This is a genomic window from Xanthomonas sp. LF02-5 (assembly GCF_034105325.1).
Lineage (GTDB): Bacteria > Pseudomonadota > Gammaproteobacteria > Xanthomonadales > Xanthomonadaceae > Xanthomonas_A > Xanthomonas_A sontii.
Genome location: NZ_JAXGGF010000003.1, coordinates 456019 through 474171 on the forward strand (window position 1 = coordinate 456019; position 18153 = coordinate 474171).

General features: G+C 69.1%; 13 protein-coding genes and 1 other RNA gene. 8 read left to right on the forward strand and 6 right to left on the reverse strand.

Annotated elements, in window-relative coordinates:
• Positions 1-51: 51 nt before the first annotated feature.
• From hmgA to hppD, 3 genes are all read right to left on the reverse strand, one after another.
• Complete coding sequence (gene hmgA, locus SLW52_RS10970) at positions 52-1350, reverse strand: homogentisate 1,2-dioxygenase (RefSeq protein WP_267121893.1); 1299 nt, start codon at positions 1348-1350, stop codon at positions 52-54.
• Positions 1351-1368: 18 nt separating this feature from the next.
• Complete coding sequence (locus tag SLW52_RS10975) at positions 1369-1761, reverse strand: DUF559 domain-containing protein (RefSeq protein ID WP_320744246.1); 393 nt, start codon at positions 1759-1761, stop codon at positions 1369-1371.
• Between the two features lie 166 nt (positions 1762-1927).
• Positions 1928-2995: a 4-hydroxyphenylpyruvate dioxygenase gene (gene hppD / locus SLW52_RS10980; protein WP_087963682.1), complete on the reverse strand. Its 1068-nt coding sequence runs from the start codon at positions 2993-2995 to the stop codon at positions 1928-1930.
• 182 nt (positions 2996-3177) lie between these two features.
• Between hppD and SLW52_RS10985 the strand changes: the two genes are divergently transcribed.
• On the forward strand, positions 3178-3660 hold the full coding sequence (locus tag SLW52_RS10985) for a MarR family winged helix-turn-helix transcriptional regulator (protein ID WP_010341302.1): 483 nt from the start codon (positions 3178-3180) through the stop codon (positions 3658-3660).
• Positions 3661-3804: 144 nt separating this feature from the next.
• Here the strand turns inward: SLW52_RS10985 and SLW52_RS10990 are convergent, their stop codons facing one another.
• From SLW52_RS10990 to SLW52_RS11000, 3 genes are all read right to left on the reverse strand, one after another.
• Positions 3805-4407: a thioredoxin family protein gene (locus tag SLW52_RS10990; protein ID WP_017911302.1), complete on the reverse strand. Its 603-nt coding sequence runs from the start codon at positions 4405-4407 to the stop codon at positions 3805-3807.
• Positions 4408-4422: 15 nt separating this feature from the next.
• A complete protein-coding gene (locus SLW52_RS10995) occupies positions 4423-5946 on the reverse strand; it encodes an oligopeptide:H+ symporter (RefSeq protein WP_267105168.1) in 1524 nt (507 codons plus the stop codon).
• Between the two features lie 294 nt (positions 5947-6240).
• Positions 6241-7152 (reverse strand): tryptophan 2,3-dioxygenase family protein, encoded by a 912-nt coding sequence (locus SLW52_RS11000; protein ID WP_267121891.1) that lies wholly within the window; start codon positions 7150-7152, stop codon positions 6241-6243.
• Between the two features lie 192 nt (positions 7153-7344).
• Between SLW52_RS11000 and SLW52_RS11005 the strand changes: the two genes are divergently transcribed.
• From SLW52_RS11005 to SLW52_RS11035, 7 genes are all read left to right on the forward strand, one after another.
• Positions 7345-7420, forward strand: a non-coding RNA gene (locus tag SLW52_RS11005) — sX9 sRNA.
• Positions 7421-7461: 41 nt separating this feature from the next.
• A complete protein-coding gene (locus SLW52_RS11010; RefSeq protein ID WP_320740149.1) occupies positions 7462-11043 on the forward strand; it encodes a lamin tail domain-containing protein in 3582 nt (1193 codons plus the stop codon).
• A 527-nt stretch (positions 11044-11570) separates the two neighbouring features.
• A complete protein-coding gene (pdhA, locus tag SLW52_RS11015; RefSeq protein ID WP_017916506.1) occupies positions 11571-12659 on the forward strand; it encodes a pyruvate dehydrogenase (acetyl-transferring) E1 component subunit alpha in 1089 nt (362 codons plus the stop codon).
• Positions 12652-13731, forward strand: a complete 1080-nt coding sequence (locus SLW52_RS11020) for an alpha-ketoacid dehydrogenase subunit beta (protein ID WP_267092895.1) — start codon at positions 12652-12654, stop codon at positions 13729-13731. The genes pdhA and SLW52_RS11020 overlap by 8 nt, the downstream gene beginning before the upstream one ends.
• A 1-nt stretch (position 13732) precedes the next feature.
• Positions 13733-14083: an SH3 domain-containing protein gene (locus SLW52_RS11025; RefSeq protein ID WP_152236758.1), complete on the forward strand. Its 351-nt coding sequence runs from the start codon at positions 13733-13735 to the stop codon at positions 14081-14083.
• Positions 14080-15519, forward strand: a complete 1440-nt coding sequence (locus SLW52_RS11030; RefSeq protein WP_017910229.1) for a dihydrolipoamide acetyltransferase family protein — start codon at positions 14080-14082, stop codon at positions 15517-15519. The genes SLW52_RS11025 and SLW52_RS11030 overlap by 4 nt, the downstream gene beginning before the upstream one ends.
• 936 nt (positions 15520-16455) lie before the next feature.
• Positions 16456-18027: a M4 family metallopeptidase gene (locus tag SLW52_RS11035; protein WP_320740146.1), complete on the forward strand. Its 1572-nt coding sequence runs from the start codon at positions 16456-16458 to the stop codon at positions 18025-18027.
• Positions 18028-18153 lie beyond the last annotated feature (126 nt).

Genomic DNA, 18153 nt, shown 5'->3' on the forward strand with positions numbered 1-18153 from the left:
CAGCGGCAGTCCCGGCAGCAGCCTGAGCGACGCGGCCGCGCCGGCGCCCGCTCAGGGCGCGCGGAAGTGCCGGCGCAGGCCCTGCCAGCACTGCTGGTAGTCGCGCTGGCGATGCGCGGCGTCCAGCGCCTGTGCGGTCGGGCGCAGCACCGCACGGGTCTCGAACATGAAGGCCATGGTGTCGGCGATGACGTCCGGCCGCGACAGGTCGGCCTGCGAGGCCTTGTCGAAGGTGGCCGCATCCGGGCCGTGCCCGCTCATGCAGTTGTGCAGCGACGCGCCGCCCGGGGCGAAGCCGTCGGCCTTGGCATCGTAGACGCCGTGCACCAGGCCCATGAACTCGCTGGCCACGTTGCGGTGGAACCACGGCGGCCGGAAGGTGTGCTGCGCCACCAACCAGCGCGGCGGGAAGATCGCGAAATCCATGTTGGCGGTGCCGGGCGTGTCACTGGGCGCGGTCAGCACGGTGAAGATGCTGGGATCGGGATGGTCGAAACTGATCGAGCCGATGGTGTTGAAGCGGCGCAGGTCGTACTTGTACGGCGCGTAGTTGCCGTGCCAGGCAACCACGTCCAGCGGCGAATGCCCGATCGGCGCGCGCCACAGATGGCCCTGGAACTTGGCGATCAGTGCGAAGTCGCCCTCGTCTTCCTCGTAGGCGGCGACCGGCGTGAGGAAATCGCGTGGGTTGGCCAGGCCGTTGGCGCCGATCGGCCCCAGGTCGGGCAGCCGCAGCAGGCCGCCGAAGTTCTCGCACACGTAGCCGCGCGCGGGGCCGTCGGGCAGTTCCACGCGGAAGCGCACGCCGCGCGGGATCACCGCGATTTCCTGCGGCGCCACTTCCAGCGTGCCCAGTTCGGTGCACAGGCGCAGTTGCCCGAGCTGCGGGACCAACAGCAGTTCCGCATCGGCGTTGTAGAAGAACCGGCCCTGCATCGACGCGTTGGCCGCATACAGGTGCACCGCCACGCCATGCTGCGCCTCGGCCGAGCCGTTGCCGGCCATGGTGTACAGGCCGTCGACGAAGTCCACCGGCGTCTCCGGCAGCGGCAACGGGCTCCAGCGCAACTGGTCCGGCGGCACCGGACCACGCTGGAAGTCGTTGTGGAACGCGCCGGCACGGTCGTAAGCGACGAAGCCGCCGTGCATCACCGCCGGGCGGATGCGATACAGCCAGCTGCGCCGGTTGGCGCCGCGCGGCGCGGTGAACGCGGTTCCCGACAACTGCTCGGCGTACAGGCCGTGGGCCACGCGCTGTGGCGAGTTCTGCCCGACCGGCAACGCGCCGGGCACCGCCTCGGTGGCGAATTCGTTGCCGAAGCCGGACATGTAGCGATGATGGTCATGCATATGCTTGAGCCTTGGATATCAAGCCCCTCTCCCACCGGGAGAGGGGTTGGGGTGAGGGTACGGCGACCCAGTGGCGTCGCAAATCACCTGGATCACGGCATCGATCGAAAGCAGTACGTCATTGTTCCAGAAGCGCATGACCCGCCAGCCCTGCGATTGAAGCCAACGCGTTCTTGTGACATCGCATGGTCCTGCGTGTTGCGCGCCATCGATTTCGACAATCAGCTTTGCCGCCACACAACAGAAATCTGCGACATACGGTGGGATCGGGTACTGACGCCGGAACTTGGCACCTTGCAACTGTCCGCTTCTCAGACAACGCCATAGTGCGCGCTCGGCGTCGGTCATGGTGCGACGTAGGTGGCGTGCGTGTGCCAGTGTCGATGTGGGTAGTGGCGGTTTGATCGTCATGACCCCACCGTACCCTCACCCCAACCCCTCTCCCGGTGGGAGAGGGGCTAAAGCTGCTGTCGGAAGTCTCCGCGATGCGCCGTCAGGACCTGACCTGGCCGCGCGCGTCCACTCGCGTCGAGCATCCGCTGTCTGCCAGCCTCCGCGCGCCGCCCGCGTTCCGCCCTCAGAGCACGCCGCGCTTCATCTGGTCGCGCTCGATGCTCTCGAACAGCGCCTGGAAGTTGCCTTCGCCGAAGCCTTCGTTGCCCTTGCGCTGGATGATCTCGAAGAAGATCGGGCCGATGCAGTTCTGGGTGAAGATCTGCAGCAGCTTGCGTTGCTTGGTCTCCAGGTCGGCGTCGATCAGGATCTTGTTGCGCGCCAGCCGCGCCACGTCCTCGCCGTGATTGGGGATGCGCTGGTCGATCACCTCGAAGTAGGTGTCCGGCGTGTCCAGGAACTCGACACCGGCCGCGCGCATGCGCTCGACGGTCTCGTAGATGTCGTCGGTGAAGCAGGCGATGTGCTGGATGCCTTCGCCGCGGTAGGCGTCCAGGTACTCGTTGATCTGGCTCTTCGGATCGGACGATTCGTTGAGCGGGATGCGCACCACGCCGTCCGGCGCGGTCATCGCCTTGGACACCAGCCCGGTCTTGGCGCCCTTGATGTCGAAGTAGCGGATCTCGCGGAAGTTGAACAGGCGCTCGTAGTAGTCCGACCAGCGCTGCATATTGCCGAAGTACAGGTTGTGGGTCAGGTGGTCGATGAAGGTCAGGCCGAAACCGGCCGGATGCTGCTCGGCACCGGGCACCGGCTCGAACTCGGTGTACACCGAGCCCTTCTCGCCGTACTGGTCGACCAGATACAGCATGCAGTCGCCGATGCCCTTGACCACCGGTGCCGGCACCGCGCGGGTGTCGGCCTTGTCGGCGATCGCTTCGCCGCCGTTCTCCAGCACCTTGGCGAACACGTCGTCGGCCGGGTGCCGGAAGCGGATCGCGAAGCCGCAGGCGCAGGGACCATGTGCGGCCGCGAAATCGGCGGCGAAGGAATCCGGTTCCTCGTTGACCAGGAAGTTGACCCCGCCCTGGCGATACACGGTGATCGCGCGCTGGCGATGGCGCAGCACCGCGGTGAAGCCCATGCTGCGGAAGTACGCGTGCAACTGCTCGCCCTGCCCGGCCGGCGCGGCGAATTCCACGAACTCGAAACCGTCGATGCCCATCGGGTTCTCGAAGGTGGTGACCTGCATGCCGAGGTTGGTCGGCTGCGACGGATGCTGCGCTTGTGCATTCATGACGCGTCTCCTGGAGGGGGGAGTCGCGGCGGCCGGGCCGAAATTTCGGATGCGGACGGGCGCCAGACTCGCGAGAATGGACCGTAGTATCCTCCGTTATAGTTACAAGTGAAACCACCAGCAAGGTGCAATGCAGCATGACGATCGCCACGCCCGCTCCCACGCCCGACTCGCCCTCCCTGGATCTGGAACGGTTCCTGCCGTACCGGATCAGCGTGCTGTCCAACCGCATCAGCAGCAACATCGCCCGCGTCTACGGCGAGCGCTACGGCATGGCGGTGACCGAGTGGCGGGTGATGGCGGTGCTGGCGCTGTATCCGGGGCTGTCGGCCGGCGAGGTCTCCGAGCGCACCGCGATGGACAAGGTGGCGGTGAGCCGGGCGGTGGCGCGGCAGCTGGAGCGTGGCTTCATCCAGCGCGAGACCCACGGCGACGACCGCCGCCGCTCGGTGCTGCACCTGACCGCGGCCGGGGTGGAGGTGTACCAGGTGGTGGCGCCGATGGTGCTGGAATGCGAGCGGCGCCTGCTGGCGCCCTTCAGCGAGGACGAGCAGCGGCTGCTGAACCGGCTGATCGACCGCCTGGCGGCCGAGGGCCTGCCGAGCATGACCGGGCGCTGAGGCGCCGGGGCCCGTGACACCGGGGCCTCGAACACCGCAGGAGCGGCTTCAGCCGCGACCGCGCTTCCCTGGAATGCCCGGTCGCGGCTGATCCCACAAAAGGGGACAAGACCCGCTCCTACGAGAACTGCGCTTCGCGACCGCTCAGGCCTTGGGCGGCGCCCATTCCTTGAGGAAGTCCGAGAACTTCCTGCGATCGTAGTCCTTGCCCTTCTGCAGGTCGGCGAGCACCTGCGAGTGCAGCAGCTTGCCGTCGGCGTCGAGCACCAGCAGGTGCGGGAAGTCGACGATCTTCGGGTACTGCGCCATGAACGCCTCGTTCTTGTTGGCGTCGCTGACGTTGACCTTGACCCAGACGAAGTTGGCATCGCGGAAGCTGCGCAGTTCCGCATCGCCCTCGATGAAGGTGTCCAGGGTGTGGCACCAGTCGCACGCCTCGTTGCCCACGTCGAGCAGGATGCGCTTGCCGCCGCGCTTGGCCTCGACCATGGCGGTGTCCAGGTCGTCGGCCGGATTGCGCTGCGGATCGAACTGCGCGCCCAGGGCCTTGGCCGCGGCCACGTCGGCGGCGGCCGGGGTATTGCCCGAGGCCACCGGCTGGTTGGGGTCGGCCACCGGCGGCTTCTGCACCGAGGTGTCCAGCGGCTTGGCCGGCGCCTGCGCGTCGGGCGGCGCCGCGGTCTGCCCGCACGCGCTCAGCGCCAGCATCGCCGCCAGGGCAGCGCAGATCGTCTTGTTCATCGCCATTGCGTCGTCCTCAGGTTACTTCACACCGTGCATCAGCTTGCTGATCAGCGGCGCGATCAGGAACAGCACCACGCCGGCGCCCAGCAGCGCCCAGAAGCCGAAGGTATACCCGCCCAGCGCGGACGACACGGTCATGCCGCCTTCGCCGCTGACATGGCTGGCGAAGATGCCGGACAGGTTGTTGCCGATGCCGGTGGACAGGAACCAGCCGCCCATGCCGAAGCCGACCAGCCGCACCGGCGCCAGCTTGGTCACCATCGACAGCCCGATCGGCGACAGGCACAACTCGCCCACCGACTGGATGACGTAGACCATGAACAGGGTCCAGAACGGGATCTTGCCGGCGTCGTTGACCAGGCTCGACAGCGCGAACATCAGCAGCAGGAAGGCCAGGCCGTTGAACGCCAGGCCGAGCGCGAACTTGCGCGAGATCGACGGATTGAAGCGGCCGGCCTTGACCCAGATCCAGGCGATGACCGGCGCCAGGGTGATGATCGCCAGCGAGTTGACCGACTGGAACCACGCGGTCGGGAAGGTCCAGTCGCCGAACTGGCGGTTGACGATCTCGTCGGCGAGGAAGGTGAAGGAACTGCCGGCCTGCTCGAAGAACATCCAGAACAGCACGTTGAAGGCGAAGATGATCAGCATCGCGATGACCTTGTCGCGCGCCACCTTGCCGTTGCGGATGCCTTCCACCAGCAACATGATCGCCAGGGCCACGAACATGGTGCTGAGGATCCACTGCAGCACTTCGGCGCCGGCGGCCAGCGCCAGGTACACCGCCGGGACCGCCACCAGCATGCCCAGCAGCACGTAGACCACGCGCATGCCGCCGGCACCGCCCGGCAACGGCGCACCGATGCCCTTGAGCTGGCGGCGGCCGAACCAGAACCACACCAGGCTGATCAGCATGCCGATGCCCGAGGCGATGAACACCATCTTGTAGGACGGCATCGCTTCGGTGCCGAACACCTTCTCGGCCAGTTGCTGGGTCAGCCACGGCGCGATCATCGCGCCCAGGTTGATGCCCATGTAGAAGATGGTGAAGCCGCTGTCGCGGCGCGGATCGGCGGCGCTGTACAGCTTGCCGACCATGGTCGAAATGTTGGGTTTGAACAGGCCGTTGCCGACCACGACGGTGGCCAGGCCCAGTTCGAAGATCTGCGGGTTGGGCACGGAGATCAGGAACAGGCCGGTGGACATCACCGCCGCACCGACCAGGATGGAGCGCTGGTAGCCGAGCACCCGGTCGGCGATGTAGCCGCCGAAGATCGCCGCCGCGTACACCAGTGCCAGGTAGGCGCCGTAGGTGGCGCTGGCGGAGGCCTGGCCCGAACCCTGGCCGCCATGGAACTGCGCCACGATGTACAGCACCAGCGCCCAGCGAATGCCGTAGAACGCGAAGCGCTCCCAGAACTCGGTCATGAACAGCATCCACAGCGGACGCGGATGCCCCAGCAGGGTCTTGAATTCGGGCGGTTGCGCTGACGGCGGCTGCGGTGAGGCGGGGTGGTTCGACGCGACGACGTCAACGCTCATGCGGTGTTCCCTTGCGTATTCAGGATGGGCTGGGGCGGTGCGTCCGGCCAGGCCGGGCAACGGGCGAGGATCACCGAGCGACGGCGTGGCGTCAAATGCGCGGACGGGCCGGGACTCGGGACCCGGAGCCCGGGACCCGGAAAGGCGGGCCCTCGAAGGCCAGGGATTCCGGGCGAGAAGGCGATGTGCGCATGCGGTACGCCCGGGTCCACGCGGCACGCCCCACGGAAAGACCAACGCCTCCGACCACGACGCAGCGCAGCAAGGCCGAGCGGCGCCTGCCAGCGCGCTCCACTACGGCGCTTGCGACGCCCCATCCGGGTCCCGGGTCCCGAGTTCCGGGTCCCGGCTTTCCAGCCCCACCGACGTCCGCACCTCGAACAACTCCGGAAAGAAGGTCAGCGCCAGCGCCTGCTGCAGGAAGCCGACGCCGCTGGAGCCGCCGGTGCCGCGCTTGAAGCCGATCACCCGCATCACCGTGCGCATGTGGCGGAAGCGCCACAGCTGGAACTGGGTCTCCAGGTCCACCAGGTCCTCGCACAGCGCGTACTCGCGCCAGTAGCGGTCGGTGTTCTCGTAGATGCGCTCGAACACCGGGCGCAGCAGCGGGTCGCTGACGTGCGGCTGGCGCCAGTCGCGGGCGTGGTACGGAGCCGGCACCGCGTGGCCGAAGCGGGCCAGGTAGCGCAGGAACTCCTCGTACAGGCTGGGCGCCTCCAGCACCGCCTGCAGCGCCGCCTGGCCCTGCGGGTCGTGGTCGAACACCGGCAGCATCTGCGCGTTCTTGTTGCCGAGCATGAATTCGATGGTGCGGTACTGCAGCGACTGGAAGCCGGAGGACGGACCCAGCACGTCGCGGAAGCCCATGTACTCGGACGGGGTCAGGGTCTCCAGCACCGACCACTGCTCGGTCAGCAGGCGCAGCACCTGCTTGCTGCGCGCCAGCACCTTGCGGCACTGCCACACCTGGTCGCGCTGCAGGTGCGCGATCGCCGCGCCCAGCTCGTGCGCCAGCAGCTTCAGCCACAGTTCCGAGGTCTGGTGCTGGACGATGAACAGCAGTTCGTCGTGGTGCGGCGGGCTCGACAACGGCTGCTGCGCCGACAGCAGCCGGTCCAGGCGCAGGTAGCCGCCGTAGGTCAGGCGGCCTTCCAGGTCGGTGTGGATGCCGGCTTCGAGCGGGCGCTGGTTCTGTTCGACGGGCATGGGCGGCGTGGGCGTTCCGGGCCGGCAAGGGTACCGCAGCGACGAATGTCACACATTCGTCAGCACCGGCTGACAAACTCCGGCACAATCGTCGGCGGCGCCTGGGGGGTGCCGTCGGTTCATCTGCGTAAGAGCGGCTAACGAAACTACTGCGCAGCCACCAAGCGGGCGCGGACGGTGCTCGGAATCCTCATGTACCACTCGTACACTGCGGTTCCTCCGCGCCGTCCGCACCCACCTGGCGACTGCTCGCTACGTTTCGTTCGCCACTCTTCGTCCACGTCTTCAAGGATTGGGGAGATCTTGTTCATGCGAACCATGCTGCTTCGAGCTGCAGTGTTGTCGTGCGCGCTGGGTGGTGCCGGGTACGCCCAGGCCCAGGTGGTCATCAGCCAGGTCTATGGCGGTGGCGGCAACAGCGGCGCCACCTACAAAAGCGATTTCGTCGAATTGCACAACAACGGCAGCGAGGCGGTGAGCCTGGCCGGCTGGTCGGTGCAGTACGCCTCGGCCGCCGGCAGCAGCTGGCAGGTCACCACGCTCAGCGGCAGCATCGCGCCGGGCGGCTACTACCTGGTCAAGCAGGCCGACGGCAGCGGCGGCAGCACCGCGCTGCCCACGCCCGACGCCACCGGCACCATCGCCATGAGCGGCAGCGCCGGCAAGATCGCGCTGAGCAAGAGCAGCGCCGCGCTGAGCGGCGCCTGCCCGGCCGGCAACGCCGACTTCGTCGGCTACGGCAGCAGCGCCAGCTGCGCCGAGGGCAGCGCCCCGACCGCCGCGCCCAGCAACACCCTGGCGGTGCTGCGCGGCAACGGCGGCTGCAGCGACAGCGACAACAACAACGCCGACTTCGCCACCGGCGCGCCGACCCCGCGCAACAGCGCCGCGCCGGTCAGCCTGTGCGGCGGCGGCAACCAGCCGGTGGCCAGCGTGGCCAACGTCAGCCGCGCCGAAGGCGACAGCGGAAGCAGCGCATTCGTGTTCACGGTGACGCTGAGCCAGCCGGCCGGTAGCGCCGGTGTGACTTTCACCGTCGCCACCCGCGACGGCACCGCCACTGCCGGCAGCGACTACCAGGCACTGGCCGCGACCCAGGTGACCATCCCGGCCGGCGAAAGCAGCGCCGAGGTGCGCGTGCTGGTCAACGGCGACACCAGCAACGAACCCGACGAGACCTTCTACCTCGACATCACCGGCGTCAGCGGTGCGCTGCCGTCCACGCTGACCGCCAGTGGAGTGATCCTCAACGACGACTTCAACCTGGTGCCGATCCACAGCATCCAGGGCAGCGGCGCGCGCTCGCCGCTGGTCGGCCAGGTGGTCGCCACCAGCGGCATCGTCACCGCGCGGCGCAGCGCCGGCTTCTTCCTGCAGACGCCCGACGCCCAGGCCGACGCCGACCCGCTCACCTCCGAGGGCATCTATGTCTACACCGGCAGCGCGCCGCCGGCCGAGGCCGCGGTGGGCAATTCGGTGCGGGTGCAGGCCACGGTGGTCGAATACGTGCCCAGCACCGACCCCAGCCAGCCGCCGCTGACCGAACTGACCTCGCCGACGGTGCTGCTGCAGTCCACCGGCAATCCGCTGCCGGCCGCGGTCGAGCTGACCACCCGCTTCCCCGACCCGAACGGCGCCTACGACCAGCTCGAGCGCCTGGAAGGCATGCGCGTCACCGTGCCCAGCCTGACCGTCAACACGCCGACCCTGGGCAACGTCAACGAGACCAACGCCAGCGCCACCAGCAATGGCGTGTTTCATGCCGTGGTCACCGGCCTGCCGCGCGCCTGGCGCACCGCCGGCGTGCAGCAGCCCGACGCGCTGCCGGCCGGCTCGCCGGCCGATGTGCCGCGCTGGAACACCAGCCCGCAGGTGATCGCGGTCGGCAGCGCCGGCCTTGGCGGCCAGCGCATCGACGTGGCCGCCGGCTGCACCGTGCTCGGCGTCAGCGGCCCGCTGGACTACAGCTTCCGCCGCTACACCATCTACCCGGAAACCGCGCCCACCGTGCAGTGCGACGGCGCCGACCAGCCCAAGGCCGCCCCCGCGCCGCAGGCCGACGACGTCAACATCGCCACCTACAACATGGAGCGCTTCTTCGACGACCAGAACGATCCGGCGATCGGCGAACCGGTGCTGACCGCGGCCGCCTACCAGGCGCGCCTCAACAAGGCCTCGCTGGCGATCCGCAACTACCTCAACACCCCCGACATCCTCGGCACGGTGGAGATCGAGAACCTGAGCGTGCTGCAGACCCTGGCCGACCGCGTCAACCGCGACGCGGTCGCCGCCGGCCAGCCCGATCCGCAGTACGTGGCCTACCTGCAGGAAGGCAACGACGTGGGCGGCATCGACGTCGGCTTCCTGGTCAAGACCGCGCAGGTCGGCGCCGGCATCGCCCGCGTCGAGGTGGTCTCGGTGAGCCAGGAAGGCAAGGCCGCCACCTGGACCGAGCCGAGCGGCACCGTCAGCCTGCTCAACGACCGTCCGCCGCTGCTGCTGAAGGCGGTGGTGCATTTCGCCGACGGCCGCGCGCTGCCGCTGACCGTGGTCGAGGTGCACCAGCGTTCGCTCAACGGCGCCGAGACCGACGACGCCAGCGGCCAGCGCATCCGCGCCAAGCGCCAGGCGCAGGCGGTGTTCCTGGCCAACCTGCTGCAGGCGCGCCAGACCGCCGATCCGACCGAGCAGTTGCTGGTGATGGGCGACTTCAACGCCTTCGAGTTCAACGACGGCTACGTCGATGCGATGGGCACCATCACCGGCCTGCCGGCGCCCGACGCGCAGACCGTGGTCGGCGGCGACGGCGCCACCCTGGTCGATCCGGCGCTGTACAACCTGACCCTGCTGTCGACGCCGGACCAGAGCTACTCCTACGCCTACGACGGCAACGTGCAGTCGCTGGACCACATCCTGGCCAACCGTGCGCTGATGCGCTCGGCGCAGATCGCCGGTCTCAGCGAAGCCCATGCGCGGCTCAACGCCGACTTCCCGGCCGTGGCCCGCAACGACGCCAACTCGCCGGCGCGGCTGTCCGACCACGACCCGGCGGTGGTGCTGATCAAGCTCAAGCCGCTGGAGCGCGCCGACCTGAGCCTGCGCGTGAGCGCCGCCAACGCGTCGGTCTATGCAGGCGACACCATCCGCTACAGCGTCACCTTGGCCAACGCCGGTCCGGACGCGGCGCGTGCGGCGGCAGTCGCCTTCGCCCTGGACGCGGCGGTGGCCCCGAGCGTGACCGCCGCCCCGGGCTGGGACTGCGCCGCGCCGGAGGTGGCTGCGCAGACCGTGGTCACCTGCAGCACCGCGCAGTTCGCCGCCGGCACCACGCCGCGCTTCGAGGTGGCGGTGCCGGCCGGCACCGCCCTGGTCGGGCGCAGCCTGAGCCTGGCCGCGTCGGTGACCTCGCAGACCGAGGACCCCAACCCCGGCGACAACGGTGGCGGCGCCACCGTGGCGGTGCAGGCGCGTCCGGCCGGCGACCTGGCGGTGTCGATCGACGGCCCGGCCACCCTGCCGTTCTTCGCCTTCTTCGCCGACTACCGCATCGACGTGCGCAACCACGGCAATGCGCCGGTGCAGGGCGCCAGCCTGGAGATCGACGGCAGCACCCTGTCGGCGCTCACTGCGCTGGTGCCGCCGCGCGGCTGGCAGTGCGTGCGGCAGAACCACGGCCTGCGCAGCGCGCGCTTCCAGTGCCGCAGCGGCGCCGACCTGGCGCCGGGCGCCAGCGCCGCATTCCGCCTGAGCCTGGCGACACGGCCGCTGCCGGCCGACCGCCAGATCGTGATCGGCGCCAGCGCCGGCTCGACCTCGGCCGATGCCGACCCGAGCGACAACAGCGCGCGCTTGAGCACCCGCGTGGAGGGGCTGCGCCTGTTCGGCCGCTGATCGCGGCAAGCGGTGCAGACGAAAGGGCGTGGCCGCAAGGCCACGCCCTTTTTGCTTGGGGCAACGCCACCCGGCGCCGATCACGTGCTGCCGAAAGCGCTATCGCGCAGGAGCGGCGTCAGCCGCGATGGGGGATTCCCGGTAACGCCCGTCGCGGCTGAAGCCGCTGTTACAAGGCGACGTCCATGCGGCTTGAGGGTGCGTAGCGGGCGATGCGCGATGCCCTTCCGCTGCTGCTGCACGTGTACGCCTTCTGTCCTTGTCCGACACCCTCGCCTTCAGCGCGCGCACCGCACCGCTGGCATGTACCACCGCCACCGGTGGACACCCACGCACACATGAACGGCATGCATCGCAGTGCAACATCGGCGATACCCAACGCCATCAATCGGCAACGCGGCGCGACCACGCTTTTCTTGTGCGATACGGCATCGCCGCGTGCTGCGGTGCACGACGGCTTTTGTGCACGGCTTCCTTAACATGCCGACTCATATCATTTGAAACTTGTTGTCGAGAGCGCCATCGCCATGAGCATCGCCGCCCAGTTCGAAATTGAGTTCCTGCAGTACCTCGACGCGGGCGGCCAGCCGGTCCGCGACGCGCTTCCGGCCGACTCGGCCAACCCGCAGACGCTGCTGGCGCTGTTCAAGCAGATGCTCTACGTGCGCACCTTCGACAGCAAGGCGGTGGCCCTGCAGCGCACCGGCAAGCTGGGCACCTACGCCTCCTGCCTGGGCCACGAGGCCACCCACATCGGCATCGGCGCGTCGATGCGCCGCGGCGACGTGCTGGCGCCCAGCTACCGCGAGTACGGCGCCATGTTCATGCGCGGCGTGCGCCCGCGCGAGATCCTGCTGTACTGGGGCGGCGACGAGCGCGGCAGCGACTTCCAGCGCGATTCCGACGCCGCCCGCGACTTCCCGATCTGCGTGCCGATCTCCACCCAGTGCCTGCACGCCGCCGGCGCCGCGCTGGCGTTCAAGCTGCGCGGCGAACCTCAGGTGGCAGTGGCCACCTGCGGCGACGGCGGCTCGTCCAAGACCGACTTCTATGCCGCGCTCAACTCCGCCGGCGCCTACCAGCTGCCGCTGATCCTGTGCGTGATCAACAACGGCTGGGCGATCTCGGTGCCGCGCAACGCGCAGACCGGTGCGCAGACGCTGGCGCAGAAGGGCCTGGCCGGCGGCCTGCACTGCCTGCAGGTGGACGGCAACGACCTGATCGCCGTGCTCGAAGCGATGCGCCAGGCGCGCGAGCGCGCGCTGGCCGGCCAGGGCGGCACGGTGATCGAGTTCATGACCTACCGCCTGTCCGACCACACCACCGCCGACGACGCGCGCCGCTACCGCGACGATGCCGAGGTCAAGCAGGCCTGGGAACGCGAGCCGCTGCTGCGCCTGCGCACCTGGCTGAGCGCACAGGGCCTGTGGAGCGAGGAAGAGGAAGCCGCGTGGAAGCAGGAATGCGCGCGCCTGGCCGACATCGAACTCAACGCCTACCTGGAAACCCCGGTGCAGCCGGTGGAGGCCATGTTCGACTACCTGTACGCCGACCCGCCGCCGGACCTGCTCGCGCAGCGCGCCGAGGCCATCGCCCTGGAGCAGCGCCATGGATGAGTTGAGCCCCCGCCTCGCCGATCACACGGCCGCGCCTGCGGCCGGCACCGCCCACAGCGCCGCCACCGCGCGCGGAGACAGCCCGATGACCAGCACGCCCATTACCCTGATCGAAGCGGTGACCCAGGCGCTGGCCTGGGAACTGCAGCACGACCCGTCGGTGCTGGTGCTGGGCGAGGACGTGGGCGTCAACGGCGGCGTGTTCCGCGCCACCGCCGGCCTGCAGCAGCGCTTCGGCGCGCAGCGCGTGCTCGACACCCCGCTGGACGAGACCACCATCGCCGGGCTCAGCGTCGGCCTCGCCGCGCAGGGCATGAAGCCGGTGGCCGAGGCGCAGTTCGACGGCTTCGTCTATCCGATGGTCGATCACCTGATCTGCCACGCCGCGCGCCTGCGTACCCGTACGCGTGGCCGCCTGCACTGCCCGATGGTGCTGCGCGTGCCGTGGGGCGGCGGCATCCGCGCGCCGGAGCACCACAGCGAAGCCAACGAATCCATCTTCACCAACGTGCCGGGCCTGCGCGTGGTGCTGCCGTCCTCGCCGCAGCGCGCCTACGGCCTGCTGCTGGCGGCGATCCGCGAGCCGGATCCGGTGATCTACATGGAACCCAAGCGCATCTACCGGCAGTACAAGGAAGTGGTCGCCGACGATGGCGAGGCGCTGCCGCTGGACGTGTGCTTCGTGCTGCGCGACGGCACCGACGTGACCCTGGTCGCCTGGGGCGCGCAGGTCAAGGAAGCGCTGGAGGCCGCCGACCGGCTCGCCGCCGACGGCATCAGCGCCGAAGTGATCGACGTGGCCACGCTGCGCCCGCTGGACTTCGACACCATCGCCGAATCGGTGGCGCGCACCGGCCGCTGCGTGATCGTGCAGGAGGCCCCGCGCAGCGCCGGCTTCGGCGCCGAGATCGCCGCGCGCCTGGCCGAGCAGTCGATGTACGACCTGCTCGCGCCGGTGCAGCGCGTGACCGGCTACGACACCCACATCCCGCTGTTCCGGCTGGAAATGAAGTACCTGCCGAGCACCGACAAGATCGTCGCCGCGGCCAAGCGGGCGATGGCCGCGGGTTGATATGCAGGCACGTTTGATCAGCGATTACCGCGCCGCCTATCCGCATCCGATCCGCATCGCCGCCGGCGAGCGGGTCGCGCTGGGCGTGCGCGACGAGGAGTGGCCGGCGTTCGTCTGGATCACCGGCGCCGCCGGCAGCGCCGGCTGGGCGCCGCTGGCCTGGCTGCAGCCGACCGGCGACGGCCATGCCGTGGCGATGCGCGACTACGACGCGCGCGAACTCGATGCCGCGCAGGGCGACACCGTCGTCCTGCATCACGAATACGGCGACTGGTGGTGGGCCGAGCGCGCCGACGGCACGCAGGGCTGGCTGCCGGCACGCGACCTGGAACTGCTGGAAGAGACCACATGAGCCAAACCAAGAATTTCAATCTGCCCGACCTGGGCGAAGGCCTGCCCGACGCCACCATCGTCGAGTGGTTCGTCAAGGAAGGCGACACCATCCGGCTGGACGAGCCGCTGGTGTCGATGGAAACCGCCAAGGCGGTGGTCGAAGTGCCGTCGCCGGTCTCCGGCAAGGTGCTGAAGCTGGCCGGCGCGCCGGGCGACATCGTCGTCACCGGCAGCATGCTGGCGCAGTTCGCACCCGACCCGAACCTGCCGCAACGCGCCGAAGGCCAGGACACCGGCCATCACCACGGCGGCGCGGCACCAGCCGCGTCCGGCAAGGGTGCCGGCGCGGACACCGCTGCGGCCGATGACCGCGTGGTCGCCTCCGACGACGGCGGCGAACTGCACGACGCCGACAACGCGCAGTCCGCAGGCGAGCGCGACGATGCCGGCACCGTGGTCGGCGCGATGCAGAGCTCCAACACCGTGCACAGCGAGCAGGCCGTGTCGGTAGGCGGCGTACGCGCGATGCCGGCGGTACGCGCCCTGGCCAAGAAGCTGGGCGTGGACCTGGGCCGGGTGCGTGCCAGCGGCGCCGACGGCGCAGTCACCCTGGCCGACGTCAAGCAGGCCGCGGCCGATGGTTCGGCGAAAGCCGGCGCCGCTGCAGGAACGGCTTCGGCCGCGACTGCACGGAGCCCTGCCGTCGCGGCTGAAGCCGCTCCTGCGCCGGCCCGCACATCCCAAGCCGCACCCGCGCGCACGCCGCTCTCCGCCGCCGGCAAGCCGATGCGCACCCAGCCGCCGGGCGTGGCCGTGCAGGGCCAGCCCGAGCCGCTGAAGGGCGTGCGCCGCAACATGGCGCGGGTGATGGCCGAGGCGCAGCGCCAGGTGGTGCTGACCACGCTCAACGACGATGCCGACCTGCACGCATGGACGCCGGGCAACGACACCACCGGGCGCCTGGTGCGCGCGATCGTCGCCGCCTGCCAGGCGGTGCCGGCGCTCAACGCCTGGTTCGACGGCGAGGCGCTGACCCGCACCCTGCACGCGCACGTGGACATCGGCATCGCCGTGGACACCGACGACGGCCTGTTCGTGCCGGCCTTGCGCAACGCCGACATGCTCGATGCGCGCGGCGTGCGCGAAGGCATCAACCGCCTGCGCCAGCAGGTGGAGGCGCGCAGCATTCCGGCCTCGGAGCTGAGCGGCTACACCATCTCGCTGTCCAACTTCGGCATGTTCGCCGGCCGCTACGCCACCCCGATCGTGGTGCCGCCGTGCGTGGCCATCGTCGCCGCAGGCCGCGCCCGCCACCAGCTGGTGCCGGTGATGGGCGGCGTGGAGACGCACAAGATCCTGCCGCTGTCGCTGAGCTTCGACCACCGCGCCTGCACCGGCGGCGAAGCGGCGCGCTTCCTGCGCGCGATGATCGACGACCTGGCGCTGCCGGGCTGAGCGCCGGCCGTCTTGCAGATCAGCCGACCTGCCTGACGCCAGACGGTGCATCTGCTGCGCTGATGCAGTAGATGCACCGCCATGGTGGTATGCACCCCCATTGCGGGAGGGACTTCAGTCCCGACGCGACGAACTAAAGGCATTGGGATTGAGCCCGTTCTGCAGCGCAGGCCTCAACGGCGACATAGAGGGGCGCGTGTTCTCTACGGTCTTCTACACACTTCGGGATGCTCTCCCGAGCAATTCCAGCACAGCGCGTCGGGGCTGAAGCCCCTCCCACAGGGAAGTGACCAAGCGCTACCGGCGGTCCGGGATTGGTGCTGCCGATCACTCCGCATGCATTCGGTGCACATCAGCCGATCTGCATAGAACCAGACGGTGCATCTGCGCACCAGGTACAGCAGATGCGTCCCGTGTGGGAGGGACTTCAGTCCCGACGCGACGAACTAAAAGCACCGCGATTGAGGCCGTTCTGCATTGGATGCCTCGGAGGCCACGCAGAGGCGCGCGTGGTCTCTGCAGTCTTCTACACACTACGGGATGCTCTCCCGAGCAATTCCTGCACAGCGCGTCGGGGCTGAAGCCCCTCCCACAGTGCAGGGACCAAGTGCTACCGGCGGTCCAGCATTGGTGCTGCGATCGCTTCGCATGCATTCGGTGCACATCCGCCGACCTGCATGCATCGTGATGGCGAACCGCTTGGCTCGATTGCGCGTCACACGTCGCAGCTACGGCGATACCGCATCTGCTCGATGCAAAAATCCTGAACGCAACCTGTCTACCACGCGACGCGACGCCGCCGTTATGGTCGCTGCACAGGGGGAGGCAGTGCGCCGATCGGCCGCACTGCCCTGAACGTCATGCCACGCATCGCGCCACGGCCGCTCCGCTGCCGCGACGGCGCGCCCTTCCTTCTTGCGTTCGAGGATTCCGCTCATGACTCTGCCACGTCATCATCGTCCGTCGGTGCTGCTGCCCTCCCTGCTGATTGCGCTCGCCGCCACCTCCGCCAGCGCCGCGCAACGCGTGGATCTGCACGCCAAGAACCCGGACACGCTCGGTACCCAGTACCGCAGCGCCGCCGCGCGCGTGGGCGGCATCCCGGCCGCGGCCGCGGTGCGCCATGCCGAACTGATCGGGCTGGACGCCGAGTCCGCGCTGACCCTGCTCGGCAGCAGCGAAGATGCCGACGGCACCGTGCACCGCCGCTACCAGCAGACTTTCCGCGGCATTCCGGTATGGGGCGAGCAAGTGATCGTCAGCGAGCGCGCCGACGGCAGCGTGCGCAGCCTGTTCGGCCGCTCGGTGGCCGGGCTGGCCAGCGAACTGCCGGCCACCGCCGCCAACGCCGCCAGTGCCTCGCTGAGCGCCGATGCCGCGCTGCGTGTGGCCCAGCGCGTCGCGCTGGGCGCCGCGCAGGCCGAGCGCCGCATCGAACGCGCGCAGGCGCCGCAGATGATCTATCTCGACGACAGCGACCGCGCGCACCTGGCCTACGTGGTGTCGTTCTTCGCCGATGCGCCGAACGGCGGCGCGCCGAGCCGACCGTTCGTGATCGTGGATGCGCGCAGCGGCGCCATCCTCAAGCAGTGGGACGCGCTGACCACGCGCGACGCCACCGGCCCCGGCGGCAACGCCAAGACCGGCCAGTACGAGTACGGCAGCGACAGCATCCACGGCTTCCTGGAGGTGGACGACAACTGCCGCATGCAGAACAGCAACGTCAAGTCGGTGAACCTCAACGGCGGCAGTTCCGGCACCACCGCGTACCAGTTCACCTGCCCGCGCAACACCTACAAGGCCATCAACGGCGCCTACTCGCCGATCAACGACGCGCACTACTTCGGCGGCGTGATCGAGAAGATGTACCGCAGCTACGTCGGCGTGGCGCCGCTGACCTTCCAGCTGGTGATGCGCGTGCATTACGGCACGCGCTACGAGAACGCGTTCTGGAACGGTTCGACGATGAACTTCGGCGACGGCAATACGCGCTTCTATCCGCTGGTGAGCGCCGACGTCGCCGGCCACGAGGTCTCGCACGGCTTCACCGAGCAGCATTCCAACCTCACCTATTCCGGCCAGTCCGGCGGCATCAACGAGGCGTTCTCGGACATGGCCGGCGAGGCCACCGAGTACTACCTCAAGAGCACGAACGACTTCAAGGTCGGCACCGAGATCTTCAAGGCCAACGGTGCGCTGCGCTACATGGCCAACCCGACCCAGGACGGCAGCTCGATCGACAACGCCGCCAACTACCGCAGCGGCCTGGACGTGCATTACTCCTCGGGCGTCTACAACAAGGCCTTCTACACCCTGGCCACCACCTCCGGCTGGAACACGCGCAGCGCGTTCGAGGTGTTCGCCCGCGCCAACCAGCTGTACTGGACGCCCAGCACCAGCTTCAACAGCGGCGCCTGCGGCGTGCAGACCGCCGCGAGCGACCTGAGCCGCTCGGTGACCGCGGTGCGCAATGCCTTCGCCGCCGTTGGCGTGAGCTGCCCGCAGTAAGGCCTGCAAGGACGCGCACGGCCATCCGCGTGGATGGCCGTGCGTTGCGGCTTTGGATTGGGGAGTGGGAGTGGCAACAGCTGTTCGCGCCGATCGCCTCTCGTAGGAGCGGCTCTTGTCCCCTTC